At 60.1% G+C, this 19962-nt stretch carries 17 protein-coding genes; 6 read left to right on the top strand and 11 right to left on the bottom strand.

What is annotated here, in order from left to right; genetic code table 11:
- Positions 1-49: 49 nt before the first annotated feature.
- The 4 genes from ACZRN6_RS22370 to ACZRN6_RS22355 form a co-directional block, all read right to left on the bottom strand.
- Complete coding sequence (locus tag ACZRN6_RS22370; RefSeq protein ID WP_322148265.1) at positions 50-2035, bottom strand: acyltransferase family protein; 1986 nt, start codon at positions 2033-2035, stop codon at positions 50-52.
- 156 nt (positions 2036-2191) lie between these two features.
- Complete coding sequence (rho, locus tag ACZRN6_RS22365) at positions 2192-3451, bottom strand: transcription termination factor Rho (RefSeq protein WP_008438874.1); 1260 nt, start codon at positions 3449-3451, stop codon at positions 2192-2194.
- A 234-nt stretch (positions 3452-3685) separates the two neighbouring features.
- Positions 3686-4015 (bottom strand): thioredoxin TrxA, encoded by a 330-nt coding sequence (gene trxA, locus ACZRN6_RS22360; RefSeq protein ID WP_060753581.1) that lies wholly within the window; start codon positions 4013-4015, stop codon positions 3686-3688.
- Positions 4016-4136: 121 nt separating this feature from the next.
- Positions 4137-4832 (bottom strand): FadR/GntR family transcriptional regulator, encoded by a 696-nt coding sequence (locus ACZRN6_RS22355; RefSeq protein ID WP_464008859.1) that lies wholly within the window; start codon positions 4830-4832, stop codon positions 4137-4139.
- A 254-nt stretch (positions 4833-5086) separates the two neighbouring features.
- Here ACZRN6_RS22355 and ACZRN6_RS22350 point away from each other — a divergent pair, with 254 nt between their 5' ends.
- From ACZRN6_RS22350 to ACZRN6_RS22335, 4 genes are read left to right on the top strand one after another with little or no spacing between them, the layout of a single operon-like run.
- The gene (locus tag ACZRN6_RS22350; RefSeq protein WP_323570935.1) at positions 5087-5872 is read left to right on the top strand and encodes a transporter substrate-binding domain-containing protein; all 786 of its coding nucleotides are present in this window, start codon (positions 5087-5089) and stop codon (positions 5870-5872) included.
- 21 nt (positions 5873-5893) lie between these two features.
- A complete protein-coding gene (locus tag ACZRN6_RS22345; protein ID WP_464008858.1) occupies positions 5894-6562 on the top strand; it encodes an amino acid ABC transporter permease in 669 nt (222 codons plus the stop codon).
- Positions 6559-7209 carry an amino acid ABC transporter permease gene (locus ACZRN6_RS22340; protein WP_322148269.1) on the top strand — a complete coding sequence of 217 codons (651 nt, stop codon included), beginning with the start codon at positions 6559-6561 and terminating at the stop codon, positions 7207-7209. Before ACZRN6_RS22345 ends, ACZRN6_RS22340 begins: the two co-directional genes overlap by 4 nt.
- Positions 7196-7933, top strand: coding sequence for an amino acid ABC transporter ATP-binding protein (locus tag ACZRN6_RS22335; protein WP_322148270.1), 738 nt, complete (start codon positions 7196-7198; stop codon positions 7931-7933). The genes ACZRN6_RS22340 and ACZRN6_RS22335 overlap by 14 nt, the downstream gene beginning before the upstream one ends.
- On the opposite strand, the gene ACZRN6_RS22330 is transcribed toward ACZRN6_RS22335, so the two are convergent.
- The 4 genes from ACZRN6_RS22330 to ACZRN6_RS22315 all read right to left on the bottom strand — a co-directional run bounded on the left by ACZRN6_RS22330 (position 7905) and on the right by ACZRN6_RS22315 (position 12474).
- Complete coding sequence (locus ACZRN6_RS22330; protein ID WP_464008857.1) at positions 7905-8468, bottom strand: DUF1120 domain-containing protein; 564 nt, start codon at positions 8466-8468, stop codon at positions 7905-7907. The two genes, ACZRN6_RS22335 and ACZRN6_RS22330, sit on opposite strands and share 29 nt — an antisense overlap.
- Positions 8458-10896 (bottom strand): fimbria/pilus outer membrane usher protein, encoded by a 2439-nt coding sequence (locus ACZRN6_RS22325; RefSeq protein WP_464008887.1) that lies wholly within the window; start codon positions 10894-10896, stop codon positions 8458-8460. Before ACZRN6_RS22325 ends, ACZRN6_RS22330 begins: the two co-directional genes overlap by 11 nt.
- A 94-nt stretch (positions 10897-10990) precedes the next feature.
- Entirely contained in the window at positions 10991-11689 is a 699-nt protein-coding gene (locus ACZRN6_RS22320; protein WP_464008886.1) for a fimbria/pilus chaperone family protein, read from the bottom strand.
- A 137-nt stretch (positions 11690-11826) separates the two neighbouring features.
- Positions 11827-12474, bottom strand: coding sequence for a DUF1120 domain-containing protein (locus ACZRN6_RS22315; protein WP_322148274.1), 648 nt, complete (start codon positions 12472-12474; stop codon positions 11827-11829).
- Between the two features lie 481 nt (positions 12475-12955).
- On the opposite strand from ACZRN6_RS22315, the gene ppx reads away from it, so the two are divergent.
- Positions 12956-14458: an exopolyphosphatase gene (ppx, locus tag ACZRN6_RS22310; protein ID WP_322148275.1), complete on the top strand. Its 1503-nt coding sequence runs from the start codon at positions 12956-12958 to the stop codon at positions 14456-14458.
- Positions 14459-14605: 147 nt separating this feature from the next.
- Here the strand turns inward: ppx and ppk1 are convergent, their stop codons facing one another.
- Both ppk1 and hemB read right to left on the bottom strand, forming a co-directional pair.
- Positions 14606-16834: a polyphosphate kinase 1 gene (gene ppk1 / locus ACZRN6_RS22305; protein WP_322148276.1), complete on the bottom strand. Its 2229-nt coding sequence runs from the start codon at positions 16832-16834 to the stop codon at positions 14606-14608.
- 18 nt (positions 16835-16852) lie between these two features.
- Complete coding sequence (gene hemB, locus ACZRN6_RS22300; RefSeq protein WP_322148277.1) at positions 16853-17866, bottom strand: porphobilinogen synthase; 1014 nt, start codon at positions 17864-17866, stop codon at positions 16853-16855.
- A gap of 229 nt (positions 17867-18095) precedes the next feature.
- Here hemB and ACZRN6_RS22295 point away from each other — a divergent pair, with 229 nt between their 5' ends.
- Positions 18096-18734, top strand: coding sequence for a DedA family protein (locus tag ACZRN6_RS22295; RefSeq protein ID WP_322148278.1), 639 nt, complete (start codon positions 18096-18098; stop codon positions 18732-18734).
- Here the strand turns inward: ACZRN6_RS22295 and ACZRN6_RS22290 are convergent.
- The gene (locus tag ACZRN6_RS22290; protein ID WP_322148279.1) at positions 18715-19950 is read right to left on the bottom strand and encodes a sterol desaturase family protein; all 1236 of its coding nucleotides are present in this window, start codon (positions 19948-19950) and stop codon (positions 18715-18717) included. The genes ACZRN6_RS22295 and ACZRN6_RS22290 overlap by 20 nt on opposite strands.
- Between the last annotated feature and the right edge of the window lie 12 nt (positions 19951-19962).

Here is a 19962-nt window from a genome sequence, read left to right as displayed (position 1 = left end):
TCTTACGGTCGCTGGCAGCTTATTGAGCAGCATTGCCGACGACACAGACTCAGAGCGCCGATGCCTGGCTTTGATTGCGCAAGGTCTTGAACAACGGCTCAAGGAACGCCTCGACATACCGCGAACCGACCGCCGAGAGGTGATTGTCGTCGGTATACAGCGCGTGCCCGTCCAATTCCACCCGGCACCAATCGTTCGAACTGCATAACTTCGGTGCAGGATCGAGCATTTTCACACCTGGATCAGCAGCAGCTATTTGCTCGAACACTTGGCTGATGTAGGCCTGTCGCTTGAGATGGTCTGCCAGCGGCATGCCTTCTTTGTCGGTGGGCCGACCCAGCATCGCCAGGCGACTGAGGCGGTAAGGCACGCTGAATTCCTGCAGGGGTATTTCCTTGACCAGCCACACCCGATGGCCGCCTGCGCGCAATTGCTGCACCAGGGCACGCAAGCTTTCGGCGAAGCGCTGCTCGGCGAAGGCGCGGTCGTATTGGCCTGTTGCCGGATCCAGCAGCGAGGCCTCGGTGTCTCCGTCACGCTGCCCATAGACGTACAGGCTCCAGCGCGCCACCAACACCACGTCACTGAACGTTTCCTTGGCCAGCGTCTGGGCGACGCGCTGGTTAAACCTTATACAACCTGGGGTGCTTTCCTTGCGGTTGAACGGCAGGCAACCCGAGTAACCCGCCTGAGTGACGCTGATCCCGTATTTGCTCGCGCCGTCTTCCAGCGCCGGCACCAGCGCCGAGGCGTGACTATCCCCCCAGACCAACGCGCGCCTGGCACCCGACACAGGCCCGAAATGACAAAACTTGCGGTGGTCGTTTTTCTTCTCATCCGACAGGCAAGCCATCAACTCCGGGCTCCATGTACGCGCCTGGGCGTATTGCAACGCCTCAGGCGACAGGCGCCAGGGCAGGCCTTGCGTCCAAACCAGGCTCTTGCCCACCAGCCCAAGGCCAAGCAGCGCCACGCCCGCTGCCGCCAGAATTTGCTTGCGCCCGGGCAACACCCGGCGCTCACGAAACGGCGCCTCGACAAACCGCCACGATGCATACCCCAACACCAGGCTCAACACAAACAGAGCGCCGAGTTCCCAGGGGCCCAGGCCATCGACACTGGCGTACTTGCCGAACACAAACACCGGCCAATGCCACAGGTACCAGGAGTAGGAGATCAACCCAACGCCTACCAGCAGGCGGCTGCCGAGCAGCTTGCCCGCCAGGGTTGCTTGCTGGCCGTTGGCCCAAATCAGGCACACCACGCCCGTCACCGGCAGCAGGGCTGCCACGCCGGGGAACGGAGTGCCCGGGTCATAGGCGAAGACCGCCAGCAGGATCAAACCCAGGCCGGCCAGGCTCACACCTTGCGCCAGCGCCAGGCTCGCGCGGTACTCGCGCGCCGGGATGACCGCCAGCATTGCGCCAGCCAACAGCTCCCAGGCACGCATCGGCAGCAGGAAAAAGGCTTTTTCCGGGTGATGGGCAACCGCCCAGGTACTCAGTGCGAACGACACCAGCAACAACACAAACAGCGCCGTGCGCCAGTATTTGAGCCGGCTGGACAGCAGCGTCAGCAGCAGCGGGAAAATAATGTAGAACTGTTCTTCAACCGACAGCGACCAGGTATGCAGCAAGGGTTTGAGGTCGGAGGCCACATCGAAGTAGCCGTCCTGGCGCATGAAAAACAGGTTGGAGATAAACACCGCCTGGTTGTGCACCGAGCGGCCCAACTCGCTGTAGTCCTTGGGCGCCAGTAAAAACCAGCCCACCATCAGGGCGCCGAGCATCATCACGCACAGCGCCGGCAGGATCCGCCGGGCGCGCCTGGCCCAGAACTCCACGAAACTGAAGCGTCCGGCCTCGCGCTGGCGCCAGATGATCGAGGTGATCAAATAGCCCGAAATCACGAAAAAAATATCGACGCCGACGAAACCGCCGGTGAATCCCGGCACGCCAAAATGGAACAGCACAACAGCAAGCACAGCTATGGCACGCAGGCCATCAATGTCCCTGCGATAAGCGAGAGTGGTCATAAATCTTGTAATTAGCCTGATCAGATTGACAGCGAGTGTAGTCACATAAAGCATTTTGTTACTAAACAGACACACACTAAAGCCAAATCTTCTTTTTCAGACACAAAAAAAATGACGCCCCGTAGGGCGCCATTTTTTTGGACCAGAAGTGTCGTGTTACTTACGCTTCATCGACAAGAAGAACTCGTCGTTGGTCTTGGTAGTTTTCAGCTTGTCGATCAGGAACTCGATGGCAGCCACTTCATCCATCGGGTGCAGCAGCTTGCGCAGGATCCACATGCGCTGCAGTTCGTCGTCGGCGGTCAGCAACTCTTCACGGCGTGTGCCGGAACGGTTGATGTTGATGGCCGGGAACACACGCTTCTCAGCGATACGACGGTCCAGGGGCAGTTCCATGTTGCCGGTACCCTTGAACTCCTCGTAGATCACTTCGTCCATCTTCGAGCCGGTTTCAACCAGCGCGGTGGCGATAATGGTCAGCGAGCCGCCTTCTTCGATGTTCCGCGCAGCGCCGAAGAAACGTTTCGGTTTCTCCAGGGCGTGGGCATCGACACCACCGGTGAGCACTTTGCCGGAGCTCGGGATCACGGTGTTGTAGGCGCGGGCCAGACGGGTGATGGAGTCGAGCAGGATCACCACGTCTTTTTTGTGTTCGACCAGGCGCTTGGCCTTCTCGATCACCATTTCGGCAACCTGCACGTGGCGGGTTGGCGGCTCATCGAACGTCGAGGCAACCACTTCGCCGCGCACGGTGCGCTGCATTTCGGTCACTTCTTCCGGACGTTCATCGATCAGCAACACGATCAAGTGAACTTCAGGGTTGTTACGAGCGATGTTCGCTGCAATGTTCTGCAGCATGATGGTCTTGCCGGCTTTCGGCGGGGCAACGATCAGGCCGCGCTGGCCTTTGCCGATCGGGGCACACAGGTCGATGACACGACCGGTCAAGTCTTCGGTGGAACCGTTGCCGGCTTCCATCTTCATGCGAACGGTCGGGAACAGCGGCGTCAGGTTCTCGAAGAGAATCTTGTTTTTCGCGTTCTCGGGACGATCGTAGTTGATCGTGTCGACCTTGAGCAGGGCGAAATAACGCTCGCCTTCCTTGGGCGGTCGGATCTTGCCAACGATGGTGTCACCGGTGCGCAAGTTGAAGCGACGGATCTGGCTCGGCGAGACGTAGATATCGTCTGGGCCGGCAAGATAGGAAGCGTCTGCAGAGCGGAGGAAGCCGAAGCCGTCCTGGAGAATCTCCAGCACGCCATCACCGGAGATTTCCTCGCCGCTTTTCGCGTGCTTTTTCAGCAGGGAGAAAATCACGTCCTGCTTGCGCGAACGGGCCATATTTTCTATGCCCATCTGTTCGGCCAATTCGAGCAGTTCGGTAATCGGCTTTTGCTTGAGTTCAGTCAGATTCATATAGGAATGACGTAATCATTTATGGAGGGGGGGAAATTAAGCTTTTGGCTTAATGAGGCCGCGCCGCAGAGAAGGCGACAGGATCGCGTACTAATCGAAAAGGAGAGCGTCGGCGACGGCTTGCAGGGGGCATTGGAGAAACCAGTGCGGGGCCGAATGTACCACCTGAGTTTCAGAGCGTCTAGCCCTGTATCACGAAAAAGCCCCGCTATTTGCGGGGCCTTTTAAGGACGCTTAGATATTGGCGTCGAGGAAAGCTTGCAGCTGGGACTTCGACAGCGCGCCCACTTTAGTGGCAGCGACTTCGCCGTCCTTGAACAACATCAGCGTAGGGATACCGCGCACGCCATGCTTGGCCGGGGTTTCCTGGTTGTCGTCGATATTCAGCTTGGCAATGGTCAGCTTGCCTTCATAAGTGGTAGCAATGTCGTCCAGGACAGGAGCGATCATTTTGCAAGGACCGCACCACTCAGCCCAGTAGTCAACCAGCACCGGGCCCTGAGCCTTCAGTACTTCGGCCTCAAAGGTCGCGTCGGTGACGTGCTTGATAAGATCGTTGCTCATGGATGTCTCCGGGTTGTAAGCAAAAAAAACGTTGCCCATCATAGCCGCCCTTCCCGCGTTCAGGAAGCTGCAGCTGATTGACTCTTGCTATGGTGATGCATGAGTTTGGGTATAGCCCAATTCACGGCCCCACGGGAGTGATGAAGGCAATGCCTGTGCGCAATGCCGCATTGCGCACGTGTTCCTGCATGTTTTTCTGCGCCGCCCCGCTGGCGCGCCGAGCCAGGGCGCGCAGGATCTTGCGGTGCTCTTGCCAGGTTTCCATGGCCCGCTCCGGCCGGATGAACGGTAGTTTCTGACTCTCCAGGAACACCTCGGCACTGGCGCTGAGGATGCTCACCATCGCCTGATTACCGCTGGCCAGCAGGATGCGCTGGTGAAATTCGAAGTCCAGCTGCGCCGCCGCCTCAAAGTCGCCGCCCTTGAGCTCTTTGCGCATCGCTTCGACGTTATCTTCCAGGAAGTCCAGCTCTACGGTGGTCAGGGTCACCGCCGCCAGCCCCGCTGCAAACCCTTCCAGCGCGTAGCGCAGCTGAAAGATATCCAGCGGCGTGGCCTGTGCTGTAAACGGCCAGGCCAACCCCAGCGGTTCTTCCACGGCCTGGACGAACACGCCCTTGCCCGGCTGCACACTCACCACGCCCAACGCACTGAGTGACGACAAGGCTTCACGCAATGAGGCCCGGCTCACGCCCAATTGCAGCGCCAGATCGCGCTGGGAGGGCAATGCATCGCCCGGCCCGAAGCCCTCGTCAGCGATCAATTTGCGGATGGCCTGTAGCGCCACTTCCGGTACGGCTTGGGCGATGGAATTCATAAAAACTCAAGTTTCCAGTCAACTGAGCGGCTAGTTGTAAAGCTATTCTCGGCGCCCGGCAAGCCACGCCCCAAAGGGGCTCGCGGGGTTTTGGCAGCGCTCGAAAAGGGTGCAGAAAGCGCAACAACTGTTCAGACCAGTAAGACCGCCAAGACTCAATAACTACCGGCCTCCCAGCGCATTAGGGCGCTACTGGCATGGGCTGTGCACTGGCAAAACCCAGAAAATCCTTTCGTCCTTTTCGGAGAGTTGCCATGACCAAGCGTTGCAGCGTCCTGCTCACTGCCCTGTTTGCCAGCCTCATGCTGAACCTGGCGCCCGCCCAGGCCAACGGTCTGGACGATATCGTCGCCCGTGGCACCCTCAAGGTGGCCGTGCCTCAGGACTTCCCGCCGTTCGGCTCGGTGGGCCCGGACATGAAGCCTCGCGGCCTGGACATCGACACCGCAAAACTGCTGGCCGACCAGCTCAAGGTCAAGCTTGAACTGACCCCGGTCAACAGCACCAACCGCATCCCGTTCCTCACCACAGGCAAGGTCGACCTGGTGATTTCCAGCCTCGGCAAGAACGCCGAGCGCGAGAAGGTCATCGACTTCTCCAAGGCTTATGCGCCTTTCTACCTCGCCGTGTTCGGCCCGCCGGACGCGCCGATCAGCACCGTTGACGATCTCAAGGGCAAAACCATCAGCGTGACCCGTGGTGCCATCGAAGACATCGAGCTGACCGCCGTGGCCCCCAAGGAAGCCACGATCAAGCGCTTTGAAGACAACAACTCAACCATCGCCGCCTACCTCGCCGGCCAGGTGGACCTGATTGCCAGCGGCAACGTGGTGATGGTGGCCATCAGCGAGCGCAACCCCAAGCGTGTGCCAGCACTTAAAGTGAAGCTCAAGGACTCGCCGGTGTACGTAGGCGTGAACAAGAACGAGCCTGCGCTTCTGGACAAGGTCAACCAGATCCTGGTCGCGGCCAAGGCCGACGGCAGCCTGGAAAAAAATGCAATGCAGTGGCTTAAAGAGCCGCTGCCGGCTGATCTCTGATCACGGCTACGAGGGTTAGACATGGCCTATCAATTCGACTTTGCGCCGGTGCTGGCCAATACCGACCTGTTGCTGCGCGGCGCGTTGTTCACCCTTGAACTGACCGCCATCGGTGCTGTGCTGGGTGTGGCGCTGGGAATCGTCGGCGCCGTGGTTCGGGCGTGGAAGATCCAGCCGTTCAGTTGGGTCTTCGGGGTATACGTCGAGTTGATCCGCAACACGCCGTTTTTGGTGCAGTTGTTTTTCATCTTCTTCGGCCTGCCGTCCCTGGGCCTGAAAATCACCGAATGGCAGGCGGCAGTGCTGGCGATGGTGATCAACCTGGGTGCGTACTCCACCGAGATCATCCGTGCCGGGATCCAGGCGATCCCTCGCGGGCAATTGGAAGCTGCGGCCGCGCTGGCAATGACGCGCTTCGAGGCGTTCCGCCACGTGGTGTTGTTACCGGCGCTGGGCAAGGTCTGGCCGGCCTTGAGCAGCCAGATCATCATCGTGATGCTCGGCTCGGCGGTGTGCTCGCAGATCGCCACCGAGGAGTTGAGCTTTGCCGCCAACTTTATCCAGTCGCGTAACTTCCGCGCCTTTGAAACCTATGCACTGACGACTCTGGTCTACCTGTGTATGGCACTGATGATCCGCCAATTGCTGAACTGGATCGGCCGGCGCTATGTGATGAGGAACGCTCGATGAGTGATTTTTCCTTCTGGGACATCGTGCGCAACCTGCTCACCGGCTTGCAGTGGACGCTGTTGTTGTCGCTGGTGGCATTTATCGGCGGCAGTGTGATCGGCTTGCTGGTGATGACCATGCGTATCAGCAAAAAGGCCTTCGCGCGCAACGTCGCCCGTACTTACATCGAACTGTTCCAGGGCACGCCGCTGTTGATGCAGCTGTTCCTGGTGTTCTTCGGCGTGGCCTTGCTCGGCGTCGACATTTCGCCCTGGCTTGCGGCAGCGATTGCCTTGACCCTGTTTACCAGCGCCTATCTGGCTGAAATCTGGCGCGGTTGCGTCGACTCCATCGCCCACGGGCAATGGGAGGCGTCCGCAAGCCTGGCCCTCAACCCGCTGGAGCAATTGCGCTACGTGATCCTGCCCCAGGCGCTGCGCATTGCGGTGGCGCCAACCGTGGGTTTCTCGGTGCAAGTGGTCAAGGGCACCGCCGTCACCTCGATTATCGGCTTCACCGAGCTGACCAAGACCGGCGGCATGCTCGCCAACGCGACCTTCGAACCCTTCATGGTCTATGGCCTGGTGGCGCTCGGTTACTTCCTGCTCTGCTACCCCTTGTCCCTCAGTGCGCGCTACCTGGAAAGGAGACTGCATGCCTCTGCTTAGAATTTCCGCCCTGCATAAGTATTACGGCGATCACCATGTACTCAAGGGCATCGACCTGACGGTCGAAGAAGGCCAGGTGGTGGCGATCATCGGCCGCAGTGGCTCGGGTAAATCCACCTTGCTGCGTACCCTTAACGGCCTGGAGTCGATCAACGACGGGGTAATTGAAGTTGACGGCGAATACCTCGACGCCGCCCGCGCCGACCTGCGCACCTTGCGCCAGAAAGTCGGCATGGTGTTCCAGCAGTTCAACCTGTTCCCGCACCTGACCGTGGGCGAAAACGTCATGCTCGCCCCGCAGGTGGTGCAAAAAGTGCCCAAAGCCAAGGCTGCGCAACTGGCGCGACAAATGCTCGAGCGGGTTGGGCTGGGAGAAAAATTCGACGCCTTCCCCGATCGCTTGTCCGGCGGCCAACAGCAGCGCGTTGCCATCGCCCGGGCGCTGGCCATGTCGCCCAAAGTGTTGCTGTGCGATGAAATCACCTCGGCCCTGGACCCTGAACTGGTAAACGAAGTGCTCAGCGTGGTGCGCCAACTGGCCAAGGATGGCATGACGTTGATCATGGTCACCCACGAGATGCGTTTTGCCCGGGAAGTGGGTGACAAGCTGGTGTTCATGCACCAAGGCAAAGTGCACGAGGTCGGCGACCCGAAAACCCTGTTTGCCAACCCTCAGACTGCCGAGCTGGCCAACTTCATCGGCTCGGTGGAACAGCCAGGCTGACCAGCTCAAAGTTTCCCAGGCCCTCCAGCAGCGTTTCGCTGCGCACCCCAAGAGCCGCGGAAGGCAGGCGGGCATCAACCTCAACCTGGGCAGTCAACCGCCGGCCCGCCACCGGCACGCCCGCCACTCGCGCAACCAGCGTGTGGCCAGGCGACAGGCGCGCGGTGACGGGTTCGCCGGGCAAGAGCGCGACTGCCCACTCTACAACCTGGCCATCAACCTGGGCGTGCTTGAGGTTCAGGGTGAACTGCCCCTGCCGCCCGAAGCGGAAGCCCTGGCCTCCTGCCGGCGCACCGTTGAATCGTAGCGCCATGACCGATGGGTCCGCACAGACGATGCTCAGATGCAGCGTGCGCGTTCCCAGATCCAGCGCCCCATCGCTTCGTTCACTCTGGCGGATAACGCCATATTCCACCCGAGACTGGCTCACGGAGAGCCGACAGGTATCGGCACGCGCTTCACTTGCCATTGTCACCACCACCAGCAGCAGGTACAGCAATAGCCCAAGGCGCAAGCCACCTGGCTCACTGGGCACGGCACACCGCCGCGGCGGTTTCGTAAAGTTTGTCATCGTTGCTCTCTTGTTGCGGGTTCAGGTGCAGCAGGCAGGACTTGGCGTCCGGGAGTGAAACCTTAAGGGTTTGCTGCTGGCTCAGGTCGTTCAGGAAGATCATTCCCTCGCCCACTACGCTGGCGATGAACGTGTTGTCCTTATCGAACACTGAAGCGCCTTGAGGCAGGGAGCGGCCCTGTTCGTCTTGCACCACGAGCAACACGCGACGCACCTTCACCACTTCGAACTCCACGGTACTGAATGAGCCGCGCCCTGCAGTGAGCATTTTGGTGCCGTTTTTCAGGTCAACGCGCTTGGGCAAAGACTGGGTCTGCACTTCAATGCGGCTGTCGGTATAGGCCGGCAGGTTGGCAATCACCGCATGGCCGCGGTAGTCGGTCCATACCGGGCCTTGAGGGGTCGAGACCCTGGCAGCGCCTACGTCGCCCACCGAAAGGATGCCGAAGGTGTCTTGCACTGCATAAGGCGAGAACGTCAGCCCACGCGAGTGGGCGACGATACCGCCTTGAAGTTGCCCGGTGTAACTGGTGCCCGACGGGGCACGGCTTACACCCAGGCCGACACGGGTATAGCGCGGCATCACGTTCACCTGGCCGCGCACCGTTTGCTGGCGCTCTGCCAGGTCGCGCTCGACGCCTACCTCATAGTCCACATACTCGTTGGCCCGTTCACTGAACGCCGTACCGGCATCCAGCCTGTCACCCCGGCGGCTGGCATAGGATGTCAGGCGGCGGTCCCCGCCCAGTGGGACGCTGACCTGCAGCCGAATGGACACACCCTGGTCCTCTCGCTCATTGCGCCCCCTTCCCACGCGATTGTCTTGACTACGCGGCCGCGAGCCACCGACCCGAGAATCGGCGATCAACGCCACATCGGCGCCGCTGAACGACTTGTTCCACGAGGCAAACAGGTGCTCGCTGGCACGTCCGTCAAATTGTGAACTGAGGGTATAACTGATCGAAAAGCCTCCAAGCGACGGCTCGACCCAACTGAAGCCCGCCGTGTACTGGTTTTTGAAGCGTGCGCCGAAATCATCAAGCTTCGAGGACTGACTGGCCTCAAGCACGTCACGGTACCCACGGCTCTGGCTCGTGGCGCTCAGGTTCATGTCGATGTCGGCAACCAGCGGGCTGCTCAGGGACAGCGTGCTGCGCCCGCCGGAAAGACCGGCCAGCGCATCACGGGAATGGGTGTGGCGTACGCCCACCGAGACCCGCTGGAAAAAAATGCTGCCCATCGCGCCACCGGCTGCCTGATAGTCGTCCGTGCTCAATAACCCGAAACCCACCGACGACCCACGCCCCAAGCCCCACGACCCGCTACCCATGGCTACCACTGGCTGCTCGATACGATCGCTTGAGGACTCGCGCACTTTGCCAAGGGAAAAGTAATAGCCGGACGCTACCGGAGCCACTCCGCGAAAGGAGGCCGCCGGCACCACAAAGCGGCGGGCTGCCCCTCGGATATCAATCACGCTCACATCCAGGTCATTGGTGCCGTTGAGCAAAGGCAGCCCGGTCAACCTGAAAGGGCCATCCGGCACCAGCGTGCTATGAATCAATGCACCCGCCTGGCGCACCTCGATACGGGACTGACCCTGGGCGAGGCCTTCGACCACCACGTCGTTGCTACCCGCAGGCGTTCGCGACTGACCGTCGGGAGAAAACTGGAGGCCCGACAGCTGGATACCGCCGAATACCGGGTTGTTGCTGGAAATCTGACCGACCTGAAACGTTGCCCGCAACCCGGCGATATCACGCTGGGCGTAAGCATGGACGTGCTCGGTACGCGACTTGCCATTGTCGGAGATATGGAACTGGCGGCTCCGAACAATCCAGTTACCCAAGTTGAACCCGGCCTCGGTGTAGGCCGACACAAAACGGCTGGGCGCATCGCGCGAGCGGGTATCGAACCCCAGCACGTCATAGTTGAACAAGGCTGCCGCCCCGCCCTGGGAAAAATGCCCGGCCTCCCATTCAGGCTCCCGCAATGACTGGGTAGGCACCACCAGTGTGACCTCATCACTGCCAGGCCGCAGCCTCACCATGGTGGCCGGGTACTCACCGATAAAATCATGGCAGGCCTGGTCCGGTGTAATGCCGGCACGAAGGATTGCGGACGGCTTCAGCAGCCCGGCTTTCTCCAGTAACCCGGGGGTAAAACACAGTTGCCCCTGGTAGTCGAAACGCGCATCCACCAGCCCCAACGGGCTGCCATTTACCCGCAACCCCACCACATGCACACCCTCGCGAAAGCGCGCCGCCGTGCGAAAGTATTCGGAGACCTTCGGGTCAATCCCGTGAGTTGTCAGCGCCGCAAGGTCAAAGCCTTCACCCAGGCTCATGGCCGACACGCTGGCAGGCAACCCGCATAACGTCGCAAGCCCCATGAACACCTTTGAGCGGCACGGCATGAACGCCCCGGCCCTGAAACCCGACACACCCTTTGGCCCACGGCCCGTGTTCTTCTTTTTCATGGGCCGTTCAACGTTCATCAGCAATGACTGGTGCCAGGTAGTGCTCTACCGAAAACCCATAGACCGTGGCGGGTTGAATCTCGACCGACACCGCACCTTCAAGGGAGCCGGCGACCTTGGCCACCAGCACTTCGCCCGCCAGGATGTAGGTGCGCGGCAGCGTGGCTACGCGTTTGTGCGGCAGCAGTTGCACATCCAGCGCCAGGCGCACGACGTAAGCGCTGTTGTTGTGAACGCTCAGTTGTTCACCGTCGCGCTTCCATTTCAGCAACTCCCAAGGCGTGTGGTGCCTCGGCAAACCCTGGGGATGCAGGATCAACGGCAGATTCTGCCGGATACTGATACCAATAGTCGCACCCCCCGGGGCACGCGCCTGGGGAATGCCTTCGAAGGAAACCCGTTTTAACCGCTGGGTCTTGAGGGGTGCCTTCAAGGTGCTGATGAAACGCACGAGCTGGGTATCACCAGCCTCCACGCGGGTAATCGGCGGAGTGACGATTAATAACGACTCGAGGTCCTCAGGCACGTTTTCTATAACCGAATGAAGAAGTGCCGGGCCCATGTCCGTATTCTTGACGTTGATGGTTGCCTCGCCATCTTCCTCGTAGAGCACAACAACCGTTGTTTCAGGCTGCATGCCATCTGCCATTACCGGGGTGGTCACATATAAAAACAAACCGACAGACCACAGTAGCGCCTTAGTTATTCTTGAACGACCACTCACCGCTTTTTCTCCAGGACATAAAAGCCAACCGTTATCAAACAAACACCCACACGAGGGCAGCCGAAAAGAAACAGAGGCCTTGAATGCTTCTGTATCAATATCGGCTGCCTGTTAGTTGTTTAGATGTAACTCAATTCCAGCGTGGCGCGCCCATCCAGCGTAATGTCACGGGTAAGGTCCAGAGCCTGGCCACGGTTGATTACCGCCCTCACTGCAATAACACCCGTCAGCTGGGCGATAGAGGCGGGGGCGACGGTGACGCCAGTACGCCACGAGTACTGGCTAGGGGACTGAGCCACTCGGCCATCACTGTTCTGCCAGGCGCCTGCGCCGACTCGTACGATCGGGCTCAGTACCGTGCCGGCTGCTCTCAAGTCCCGAAGGGTGACCGAATACCCACCAGTGTGGCGGTTACCTACGCCGCCCAGGCCGTAATTTTGTGCTTCGGTGAAGCCCGTGCCCAATATGCCCGCGACCTTGGTGTGCCCCTGCAGGTCCTTTAGGGACAGGCCGAATTTTGCAGGTGAGTTGCCGCAGTTTACGACCAGGGTAGTGGTCTTCTCTTCACGGGGATTGAAAGCGGTCTGGGACAGCGAACCGGAAGCAATCGGATCATAGGTAATAGTGCCACTACCGCCCAGGCTCAGATTGCAGGCGGCAGGTGTGATCGTGCCCCGGACAGACAACTGCGCCGTAGTAGTTGCTTGAGCAGCGATACTTGCAGCCAGACACACAACACCCATCGTCAAAACCAATATTTTTTTCATGCTCAACCTGTCACTAAAAGTTATCAGGTGTTGCTCATATATAACCCGGGCACTTCCATTGCCCTACGTGTCTTCTTCCCTGACACAACAAAGCCATAAATAAATAACACCACGGCCTGATTGCCGAGTGACAGTCTCGCTCTTTAATACCCAAAGAAAGAATAAGACCAAACCTTAACTATCGTCAGAACAGTAAAAAGTAATTGTCATTCCAAACCAACCTGCGGGTAGTCCAGAACAACATATCGGCCAGACAAGTAATACGCCAACGTAGGCAAATTCAGTAAACATAGCCAGTTTTAGAAAACTAATTATTTCCTATCTGCTTCGAAGACTTAACGTCAGACACAAAAGGAATCGCCCTACATTTCCTACAAATCCTGCTCCAAGACAGCTATAGGAGAATTCCCGAAGCACTACGCGTTGGCGTCAGCGGTTGATCGTGGCACGATGGCGAGGTTATCGACCGAGACCCCTTACCATGCCGCAATCCCAAGCCAAGAATCTGTCCCTGATCGCCGCCATCGACCTGGGCTCCAACAGCTTTCACATGGTCGTGGCCAAGGCCCAGAACGGCGAAATCCGCATCCTTGAGCGGCTCGGCGAAAAAGTGCAACTGGCTGCCGGGATCGACGATGAGCGCCAGCTCAATGAAGAATCCATGCAGCGCGGGCTCGACTGCCTGAAGCGCTTTGCCCAACTGATCAACGGCATGCCCCTGGGCGCCGTACGAATCGTCGGCACCAACGCCCTGCGTGAAGCCCGCAACCGAGGCGAATTCATCCGCCGCGCCGAGGAGATCCTCGGGCACCCGGTAGAGGTCATCTCCGGTCGTGAGGAAGCGCGCCTGATCTACCTCGGCGTGTCCCACACCCTGGCCGACACACCGGGCAAGCGCCTGGTGGCCGACATTGGCGGTGGCAGCACCGAGTTCATCATTGGCCAGCGCTTCGAACCGTTGCTGCGCGAAAGCCTGCAGATGGGCTGCGTCAGCTACACCCAACGCTATTTCAAGGACGGCAAGATCACCCCGGCCCGCTACGCCCAGGCTTACACGGCGGCGCGGCTGGAGATCATGAGCATCGAGCACGCCCTGCACCGCCTGACCTGGGATGAGGCCATCGGTTCGTCCGGCACCATCCGTGCCATCGGCCTGGCGCTCAAGGCTGGTGGCCACGGCACTGGCGAGGTCAACGCCGAGGGCCTGGCGTGGCTCAAGCGCAAGCTGTTCAAGCTGGGGGATGCCGAAAAAATCGATTTCGACGGCATCAAGCCTGACCGCCGCACGATTTTCCCGGCGGGCCTGGCGATCCTCGAAGCGATTTTCGACGCCCTCGAGCTGCAACGCATGGACCACTGCGACGGCGCCCTGCGTGAAGGCGTGCTGTACGACCTGCTGGGCCGCCATCATCACGAAGATGTGCGCGAACGCACCCTCAGTTCATTGATGGAGCGCTACCACGTCGACCTGGAACAAGCCGCGCGGGTTGAACGCAAGGCGCTGCACGCCTTCGACCAGGTCGCAGCCGATTGGGACCTGGAAGACGGCGTATGGCGTGAACTGCTGGGCTGGGCGGCCAAGGTCCATGAAGTAGGGCTGGACATCGCCCACTACCATTACCACAAGCACGGCGCCTACCTGATCGAGCACTCGGACCTGGCGGGTTTCTCCCGTGAAGACCAGCAGATGCTCGCACTGCTGGTGCGCGGCCACCGTCGCAATATCCCCCGGGACAAGTTTGCCGAGTTCGGCGCCGAGGGAATCAAGTTGATTCGCCTGTGTGCACTGCTGCGCTTTGCGATCCTGTTCCACCATATCCGTGGTACCCGGGAAATGCCGCAAGTGGTGCTGCGTGCCAATGCCGACAGCCTGGACGTGGTATTCCCGAAGAACTGGCTGGATGAAAACCAGCTGACCCAGGCCGATTTCGCCCAGGAAGCCGAGTGGCTGACGCGGGTTGGGTTGACGTTGAACGTGCGCTAAAACGGTCTATATAACGCCACAAAACAAATGTGTGGGATTGTGTGGGAGCTGGCTTGCCTGCGATAGCATCCCCTCGGTGCAACTGGTACACCGAGGCGTCTGCATCGCAGGCAAGCCAGCTCCCACATGGGCCCGCGTATACCTTGCTTAATTCACCGTCAGAATCGGACTGCCCAGCTTTTCGAGCAACGTCGCCTGGGCGCTGCGCGGGTTCTGGTTGCCGGTCGGCGTGTTGCGCACGTAGCGCCCGTCCGACTGCAGGCTCCAGCTGTGGGTGTTGTCGGTGAGGTAACTCTCCAGCTCCTTCTTGACCCGCATGATCAGCTTCTTGCCTTCCACCGGGAAGCAGGTCTCTACACGCTTGTCGAGGTTGCGCTCCATCCAGTCGGCACTGGACAGGAACATCTGCTCCTCGCCGCCATTGAGGAAGTAGAACACCCGCGTGTGCTCCAGGAAGCGCCCGATGATCGAACGCACGTGGATGTTATGGGAAACCCCGGCGATGCCCGGACGCAGGCAGCACATGCCACGCACCACCAGATCGATACGTACACCCGACTGGCTGGCCTTGTACAACGCGCGGATGATCTTCGGGTCGGTCAGCGAGTTGAACTTGGCGATAATGTGCGCCGGCTTGCCTTCGAGGGCGAACTGGGTCTCGCGGGCAATCATGTCGAGCATGCCCTTCTTCAGGGTGAACGGCGCGTGCAGCAGTTTCTTCATGCGCAGGGTCTTGCCCATGCCGATCAACTGGCTGAACAGCTTGCCGACGTCTTCACACAAGGCGTCGTCGGAGGTCAGCAGGCTGTAGTCGGTGTAGAGCTTGGCGTTGCCGGCGTGGTAGTTGCCGGTGCCCAAGTGGGCGTAACGCACGATCTCGCCGGCTTCGCGGCGCAGGATCAGCATCATCTTGGCGTGGGTCTTGAAGCCGACCACGCCGTAGATCACCACCGCACCGGCCGCTTGCAGGCGGCTGGCCAGTTGCAGGTTGGACTCTTCGTCGAACCGTGCGCGCAGTTCGATCACCGCCGTCACTTCCTTGCCGTTACGCGCGGCGTCTACCAGCGCATCGACGATTTCCGAGTTGGCGCCGGAGCGGTACAGGGTTTGGCGTACGGCCAGCACATGCGGGTCTTTGGCAGCCTGGCGCAGCAGGTCGACCACCGGCGTGAAAGACTCGAACGGGTGCAGCAGCAAAATGTCCTGCTTGCTCACCACGCTGAAAATATTTTCGCTGTTTTGCAGCAGTTTCGGGATCTGCGGGGTAAACGGCGTGTATTGCAGCTCTGGGTGGCTGTCCAGGCCAGTAATGCTGAACAGGCGCGTCAGGTTCACCGGGCCATTGACCTGGTACAGCTCGGTCTCGCTCAGGTTGAACTGCTTGAGCAGGTAGTCCGACAGGTGTTTCGGGCAGGTGTCCGCCACTTCCAGGCGCACCGCATCACCATAGCGCCGGGAGAACAGCTCGCCGCGCAGGGCACGGGCCAAGTCTTCGACGTCTTCGGAGTCCAGCGCCAGGTCGGCGTTGCGCGTCAAGCGGAACTGGTAGCAGCCCTTGACCTTCATGCCCTGGAACAGGTCATCGGCGTGGGCGTGGATCATCGACGAAAGGAATACATAGTTATCGCCAGCACCCCCCACCTCTTCCGGTACCTTGATGATCCGTGGCAGCAAGCGCGGCGCCGGGATGATCGCCAGGCCCGAGTCGCGACCGAAGGCGTCGATACCTTCCAGCTCGACGATAAAGTTAAGGCTCTTGTTCACCAGCAACGGGAACGGGTGCGTCGGGTCCAGGCCGATGGGCGTGATGATCGGCGAAATCTCGTCGCGAAAGTAGCGACGCACCCAGGTCTTGATCTTGGTGGTCCAATGACGGCGCCGGATGAAGCGCACGTGATGTTTTTCCAGTTCCGGCAGCAGGATGTCATTGAGGATCGCGTATTGGCGGTCCACATGGCCGTGTACCAGCTCACTGATACGTGCCAGCGCCTGATGCGGCTGCAGGCCGTCGGCACCGGCTTGTTCACGGGCGAAGGTAATCTGCTTTTTAAGGCCGGCAACACGAATTTCGAAGAACTCGTCCAGGTTGCTGGAGAAGATCAGCAGAAACTTCAGCCGCTCCAGCAGTGGGTAGGACTCATCCAGCGCCTGTTCCAGCACGCGGATGTTGAATTGCAGTTGTGACAGCTCGCGGTGGATGTACAGGCTGCTGTCATCCAGGTTGGTAATCGCGACCACCGGCGCCGGCGCGGCGGCTGGCGCTTCGGCCACCACGGCAGGCGGTGCCGGCTCCAGCTCCGGCGGGGTCTCGGTGGCTTGTTCGACCACCGGGTGAGCGTCTTTTACGGCAACTTCTGTGAGTCCTTCGGTATTCATCGAGTGTTCCTGTGAGGGCTAGTGTTGCTCTCTAAGCAATTGGGCGGCGCGGGCGGCGAAGTAAGTCAGGATGCCATCGGCACCCGCGCGTTTAAAGGCAGTCAGGGATTCAAGGATCACCCCTTCACTCAACCAACCATTCTGGATCGCGGCCATGTGCATGGCGTATTCACCGCTGACCTGATAGACAAAGGTCGGCACCTTGAATTCCTCTTTGACCCGATAAAGGATGTCGAGGTACGGCATCCCGGGCTTGACCATGACCATGTCGGCGCCTTCGGCCAGGTCCGCGGCCACTTCGTGCAGGGCTTCGTGGCTGTTGGCCGGGTCCATCTGGTACGAGGCCTTGTTGGCCTTGCCCAGGTTCAACGCCGAGCCCACTGCATCGCGGAACGGGCCGTAATAGGCGCTGGCGTACTTGGCCGAGTAGGCCATGATGCGTACGTTGACGTGGCCGGCCAGCTCCAGGGCTTCGCGAATCGCCTGGATGCGCCCGTCCATCATGTCTGACGGTGCCACCACTTGGGCACCCGCGGCGGCGTGGGACAAGGCCTGCTTCACCAGGGCATCAACAGTGATGTCGTTCTGAACATAGCCTTCTTCGTCGAGAATGCCATCCTGACCGTGGGTGGTGAACGGGTCCAGGGCCACGTCGGTGATCACCCCCAACTGGGGAAAACGCTCGCGCAAGGCGCGGGTGGCGCGCTGGGCGATACCCTCGGGGTTCCAGGCTTCGGCGGCGTCCAGGGACTTGAGCCCGGTGGGCGTGACCGGGAACAGCGCCAGCGCCGGAATTCCCAGTTCGACCCACTTCGCGGCCTCCACCAGCAGCAAATCAATGGTCAAGCGCTCCACGCCCGGCATCGACGCCACGGCTTCCCGATGATTTTCACCGTCCAGCACAAACACCGGCAGGATCAGATCATTCACCGTCAGGACGTTTTCACGTACCAGGCGACGGGAAAAATCATCACGACGGTTGCGACGCAGACGGGTGGCGGGAAACAGGCGGTTGGCGGGGGTAAAGCTCACGGCAGACTCCTGAGCCCGGCTTGACGGGCGAGCGTGACAGTTATAAGCGGCCATTATGACGAAGGAATTACAGTTGTGGTTAGCTCATACGCGGTAAGGCAACCGCCGTGCGACTTGTAGTCGCATTCGTCGTTTATGTAGGAATTGTTCACTTCGTGACACATCTCGATACTTTCATGAATGTTCGCGAAGGCGTAGGCTGCGCGTTCATTTCGCCAGCACCCAGACCATGCTTCAACAATTTCTGCATGACTTCGGCTACTTTGCGCTGTTCCTAGGCACCTTCTTCGAAGGCGAAACCATTCTGGTTCTCGCAGGCTTCCTGGCGTTCCGTGGATACATGGATATCAACCTGGTGGTGGTCGTTGCCTTTTTCGGCAGCTACGCCGGCGACCAGTTGTGGTACTTCCTGGGGCGCAAGCACGGCCGCAAACTGTTGGCGCGCAAGCCGCGTTGGCAACTGCTGGGCGATAAGGCCCTGGAACATATCCGCAAGCATCCGGACATCTGGGTGTTGAGCTTCCGTTTCGTCTACGGTTTGCGCACGGTGATGCCGGTAGCCATTGGCCTGTCGGGCTACCCACCGGGGCGCTACCTGTTGCTCAACGGGATTGGCGCGGCTGTGTGGGCCGCTGCGCTGGGGGCTGCGGCTTACCATTTCGGCGCGGTATTGGAAGGCATGCTGGGCAGCGTCAAGAAGTATGAGCTGTGGGTGCTGGGCGCACTGCTGGTGCTGGGCCTGGGCCTGTGGATCCGCCGGCGCATCAAGAACGCCCGCCTGACCCGCGAAGCCTGCGCCGCTGAAAAGGTTCGCCTGGCGGCAGGCGAACCTGAAAAAGCCGAAAAACCTACGACGCCAGCCGAGTAAGCCGGCCTCTGCAACAGTAGAGGCCGATGCCGCTGAACAAGCTGTAACTGACCAGGCCCAGCCAGCCCAACGAGCTGGCCGGCCACAGCCCTAGCAGCGGCGCCAGCCACACCAGTGGCACATTCAGCGCCAGGCGCACCAGTTCAGCCTTCAACGCCCACGGGCGATTCTCCAGCGCTACCCCAAGGGTGAACAACCCCAATGCCATCGCACTCCAGCCCACTACCAGGGCGGCGGTTGGCAGGCCCTCGCCGAAATTCATCAGGTAGCTGCCAAACCCTACATACGCGGCAAACTGCAGCGCGACGTAAATCTGTTGGCGCCCATCCAGCGGTACTTCGAATTTGCGGAACTGGCTCAAGTCGGGCTTGGCCATCGGGTACTTCGCCGCCACGTCCGCCGGGCGCCAGCCGGTGCGCATGAACCAGATACGCAGCTTGTCCCACCCGCTCTCGGTGCGCCGCGCGTCACTCCACAGCTGTGCATAAAACTGCAGGTTGGCCCACAGCGGGTTCCAGCTGGCCAACGGCGTGGTCACGCCAAAGATCACCGGCTCGTTATCGTCTTCTTCCTGGAAGGTACCAAACAGGCGGTCCCAAATAATGAACACGCCGCCGTAGTTGCGATCCATGTAGAGAGCGTTCTGTGCATGGTGGGCGCGGTGATTGGACGGCGTGACGAAGAACCACTCGTACCAGCCGAGCTTCGGCACATGACGCGTATGCACCCAGAATTGATACAGCAGGTTAAGGGATGCCACGCTGATAAACACCACCAGCGGCACACCCAGTACGGCCAGCGGCAGGTAGAAGATCCAACTCAGCAGAAAGCCCGTGCTGGTCTGACGCAGTGCGGTGCTGAGGTTGTAGTCCTCACTCTGATGATGCACCGAGTGCGCGGCCCAGAGGATATTGCGCTCATGGCCACAGCGATGCAGCCAGTAGTAGCAGAAGTCGTAGAACACAAAGGCGAACACCCAGGTCCAGACGCTTTGGGCCGAGAGTTCGATGATCGCCAGGTGCTTGAGGGCGAAGGCGTAGGTGAGGATACCCACACCTTTGGTCAAAAGCCCCGTGGTGGTGGACAGCACGCCGGTGCTGAGGCTGTTGATGGCGTCGGCCACCCGGTAGTTGCGTTGGCCGCGCCGGTAGTCGGCCAGCAGCTCGACCACGATCAAGGCAATGAAAAACGGTACCGCGTAAGGGACGAAGTCCATGGGCAAGTCCGG

It is taken from the genome of Pseudomonas sp. A125, from assembly GCF_055409485.1.
The sequence above is the reverse complement of the archived record's forward strand: the minus strand, read 5'-3'. Positions and strand labels throughout refer to the sequence as shown.

Excerpts from the sequence above, each read along its gene's own strand:
- ppx (WP_322148275.1), top strand. The coding sequence starts at position 12,956 with ATGCCGCAATCCCAAGCCAAGAATCTGTCCCTGATCGCCGCCATCGAC.
- ACZRN6_RS22370 (WP_322148265.1), bottom strand. The coding sequence starts at position 2,035 with ATGACCACTCTCGCTTATCGCAGGGACATTGATGGCCTGCGTGCCATA.
- rho (WP_008438874.1), bottom strand. The coding sequence starts at position 3,451 with ATGAATCTGACTGAACTCAAGCAAAAGCCGATTACCGAACTGCTCGAA.
- trxA (WP_060753581.1), bottom strand. The coding sequence starts at position 4,015 with ATGAGCAACGATCTTATCAAGCACGTCACCGACGCGACCTTTGAGGCC.
- ppk1 (WP_322148276.1), bottom strand. The coding sequence starts at position 16,834 with ATGAATACCGAAGGACTCACAGAAGTTGCCGTAAAAGACGCTCACCCG.
- ACZRN6_RS22290 (WP_322148279.1), bottom strand. The coding sequence starts at position 19,950 with ATGGACTTCGTCCCTTACGCGGTACCGTTTTTCATTGCCTTGATCGTG.
- ACZRN6_RS22295 (WP_322148278.1), top strand. The coding sequence starts at position 18,096 with ATGCTTCAACAATTTCTGCATGACTTCGGCTACTTTGCGCTGTTCCTA.
- ACZRN6_RS22325 (WP_464008887.1), bottom strand. The coding sequence starts at position 10,896 with ATGGGGCTTGCGACGTTATGCGGGTTGCCTGCCAGCGTGTCGGCCATG.
- ACZRN6_RS22355 (WP_464008859.1), bottom strand. The coding sequence starts at position 4,832 with ATGAATTCCATCGCCCAAGCCGTACCGGAAGTGGCGCTACAGGCCATC.
- ACZRN6_RS22315 (WP_322148274.1), bottom strand. The coding sequence starts at position 12,474 with ATGAAAAAAATATTGGTTTTGACGATGGGTGTTGTGTGTCTGGCTGCA.
- ACZRN6_RS22335 (WP_322148270.1), top strand. The coding sequence starts at position 7,196 with ATGCCTCTGCTTAGAATTTCCGCCCTGCATAAGTATTACGGCGATCAC.
- ACZRN6_RS22340 (WP_322148269.1), top strand. The coding sequence starts at position 6,559 with ATGAGTGATTTTTCCTTCTGGGACATCGTGCGCAACCTGCTCACCGGC.
- ACZRN6_RS22345 (WP_464008858.1), top strand. The coding sequence starts at position 5,894 with ATGGCCTATCAATTCGACTTTGCGCCGGTGCTGGCCAATACCGACCTG.
- ACZRN6_RS22350 (WP_323570935.1), top strand. The coding sequence starts at position 5,087 with ATGACCAAGCGTTGCAGCGTCCTGCTCACTGCCCTGTTTGCCAGCCTC.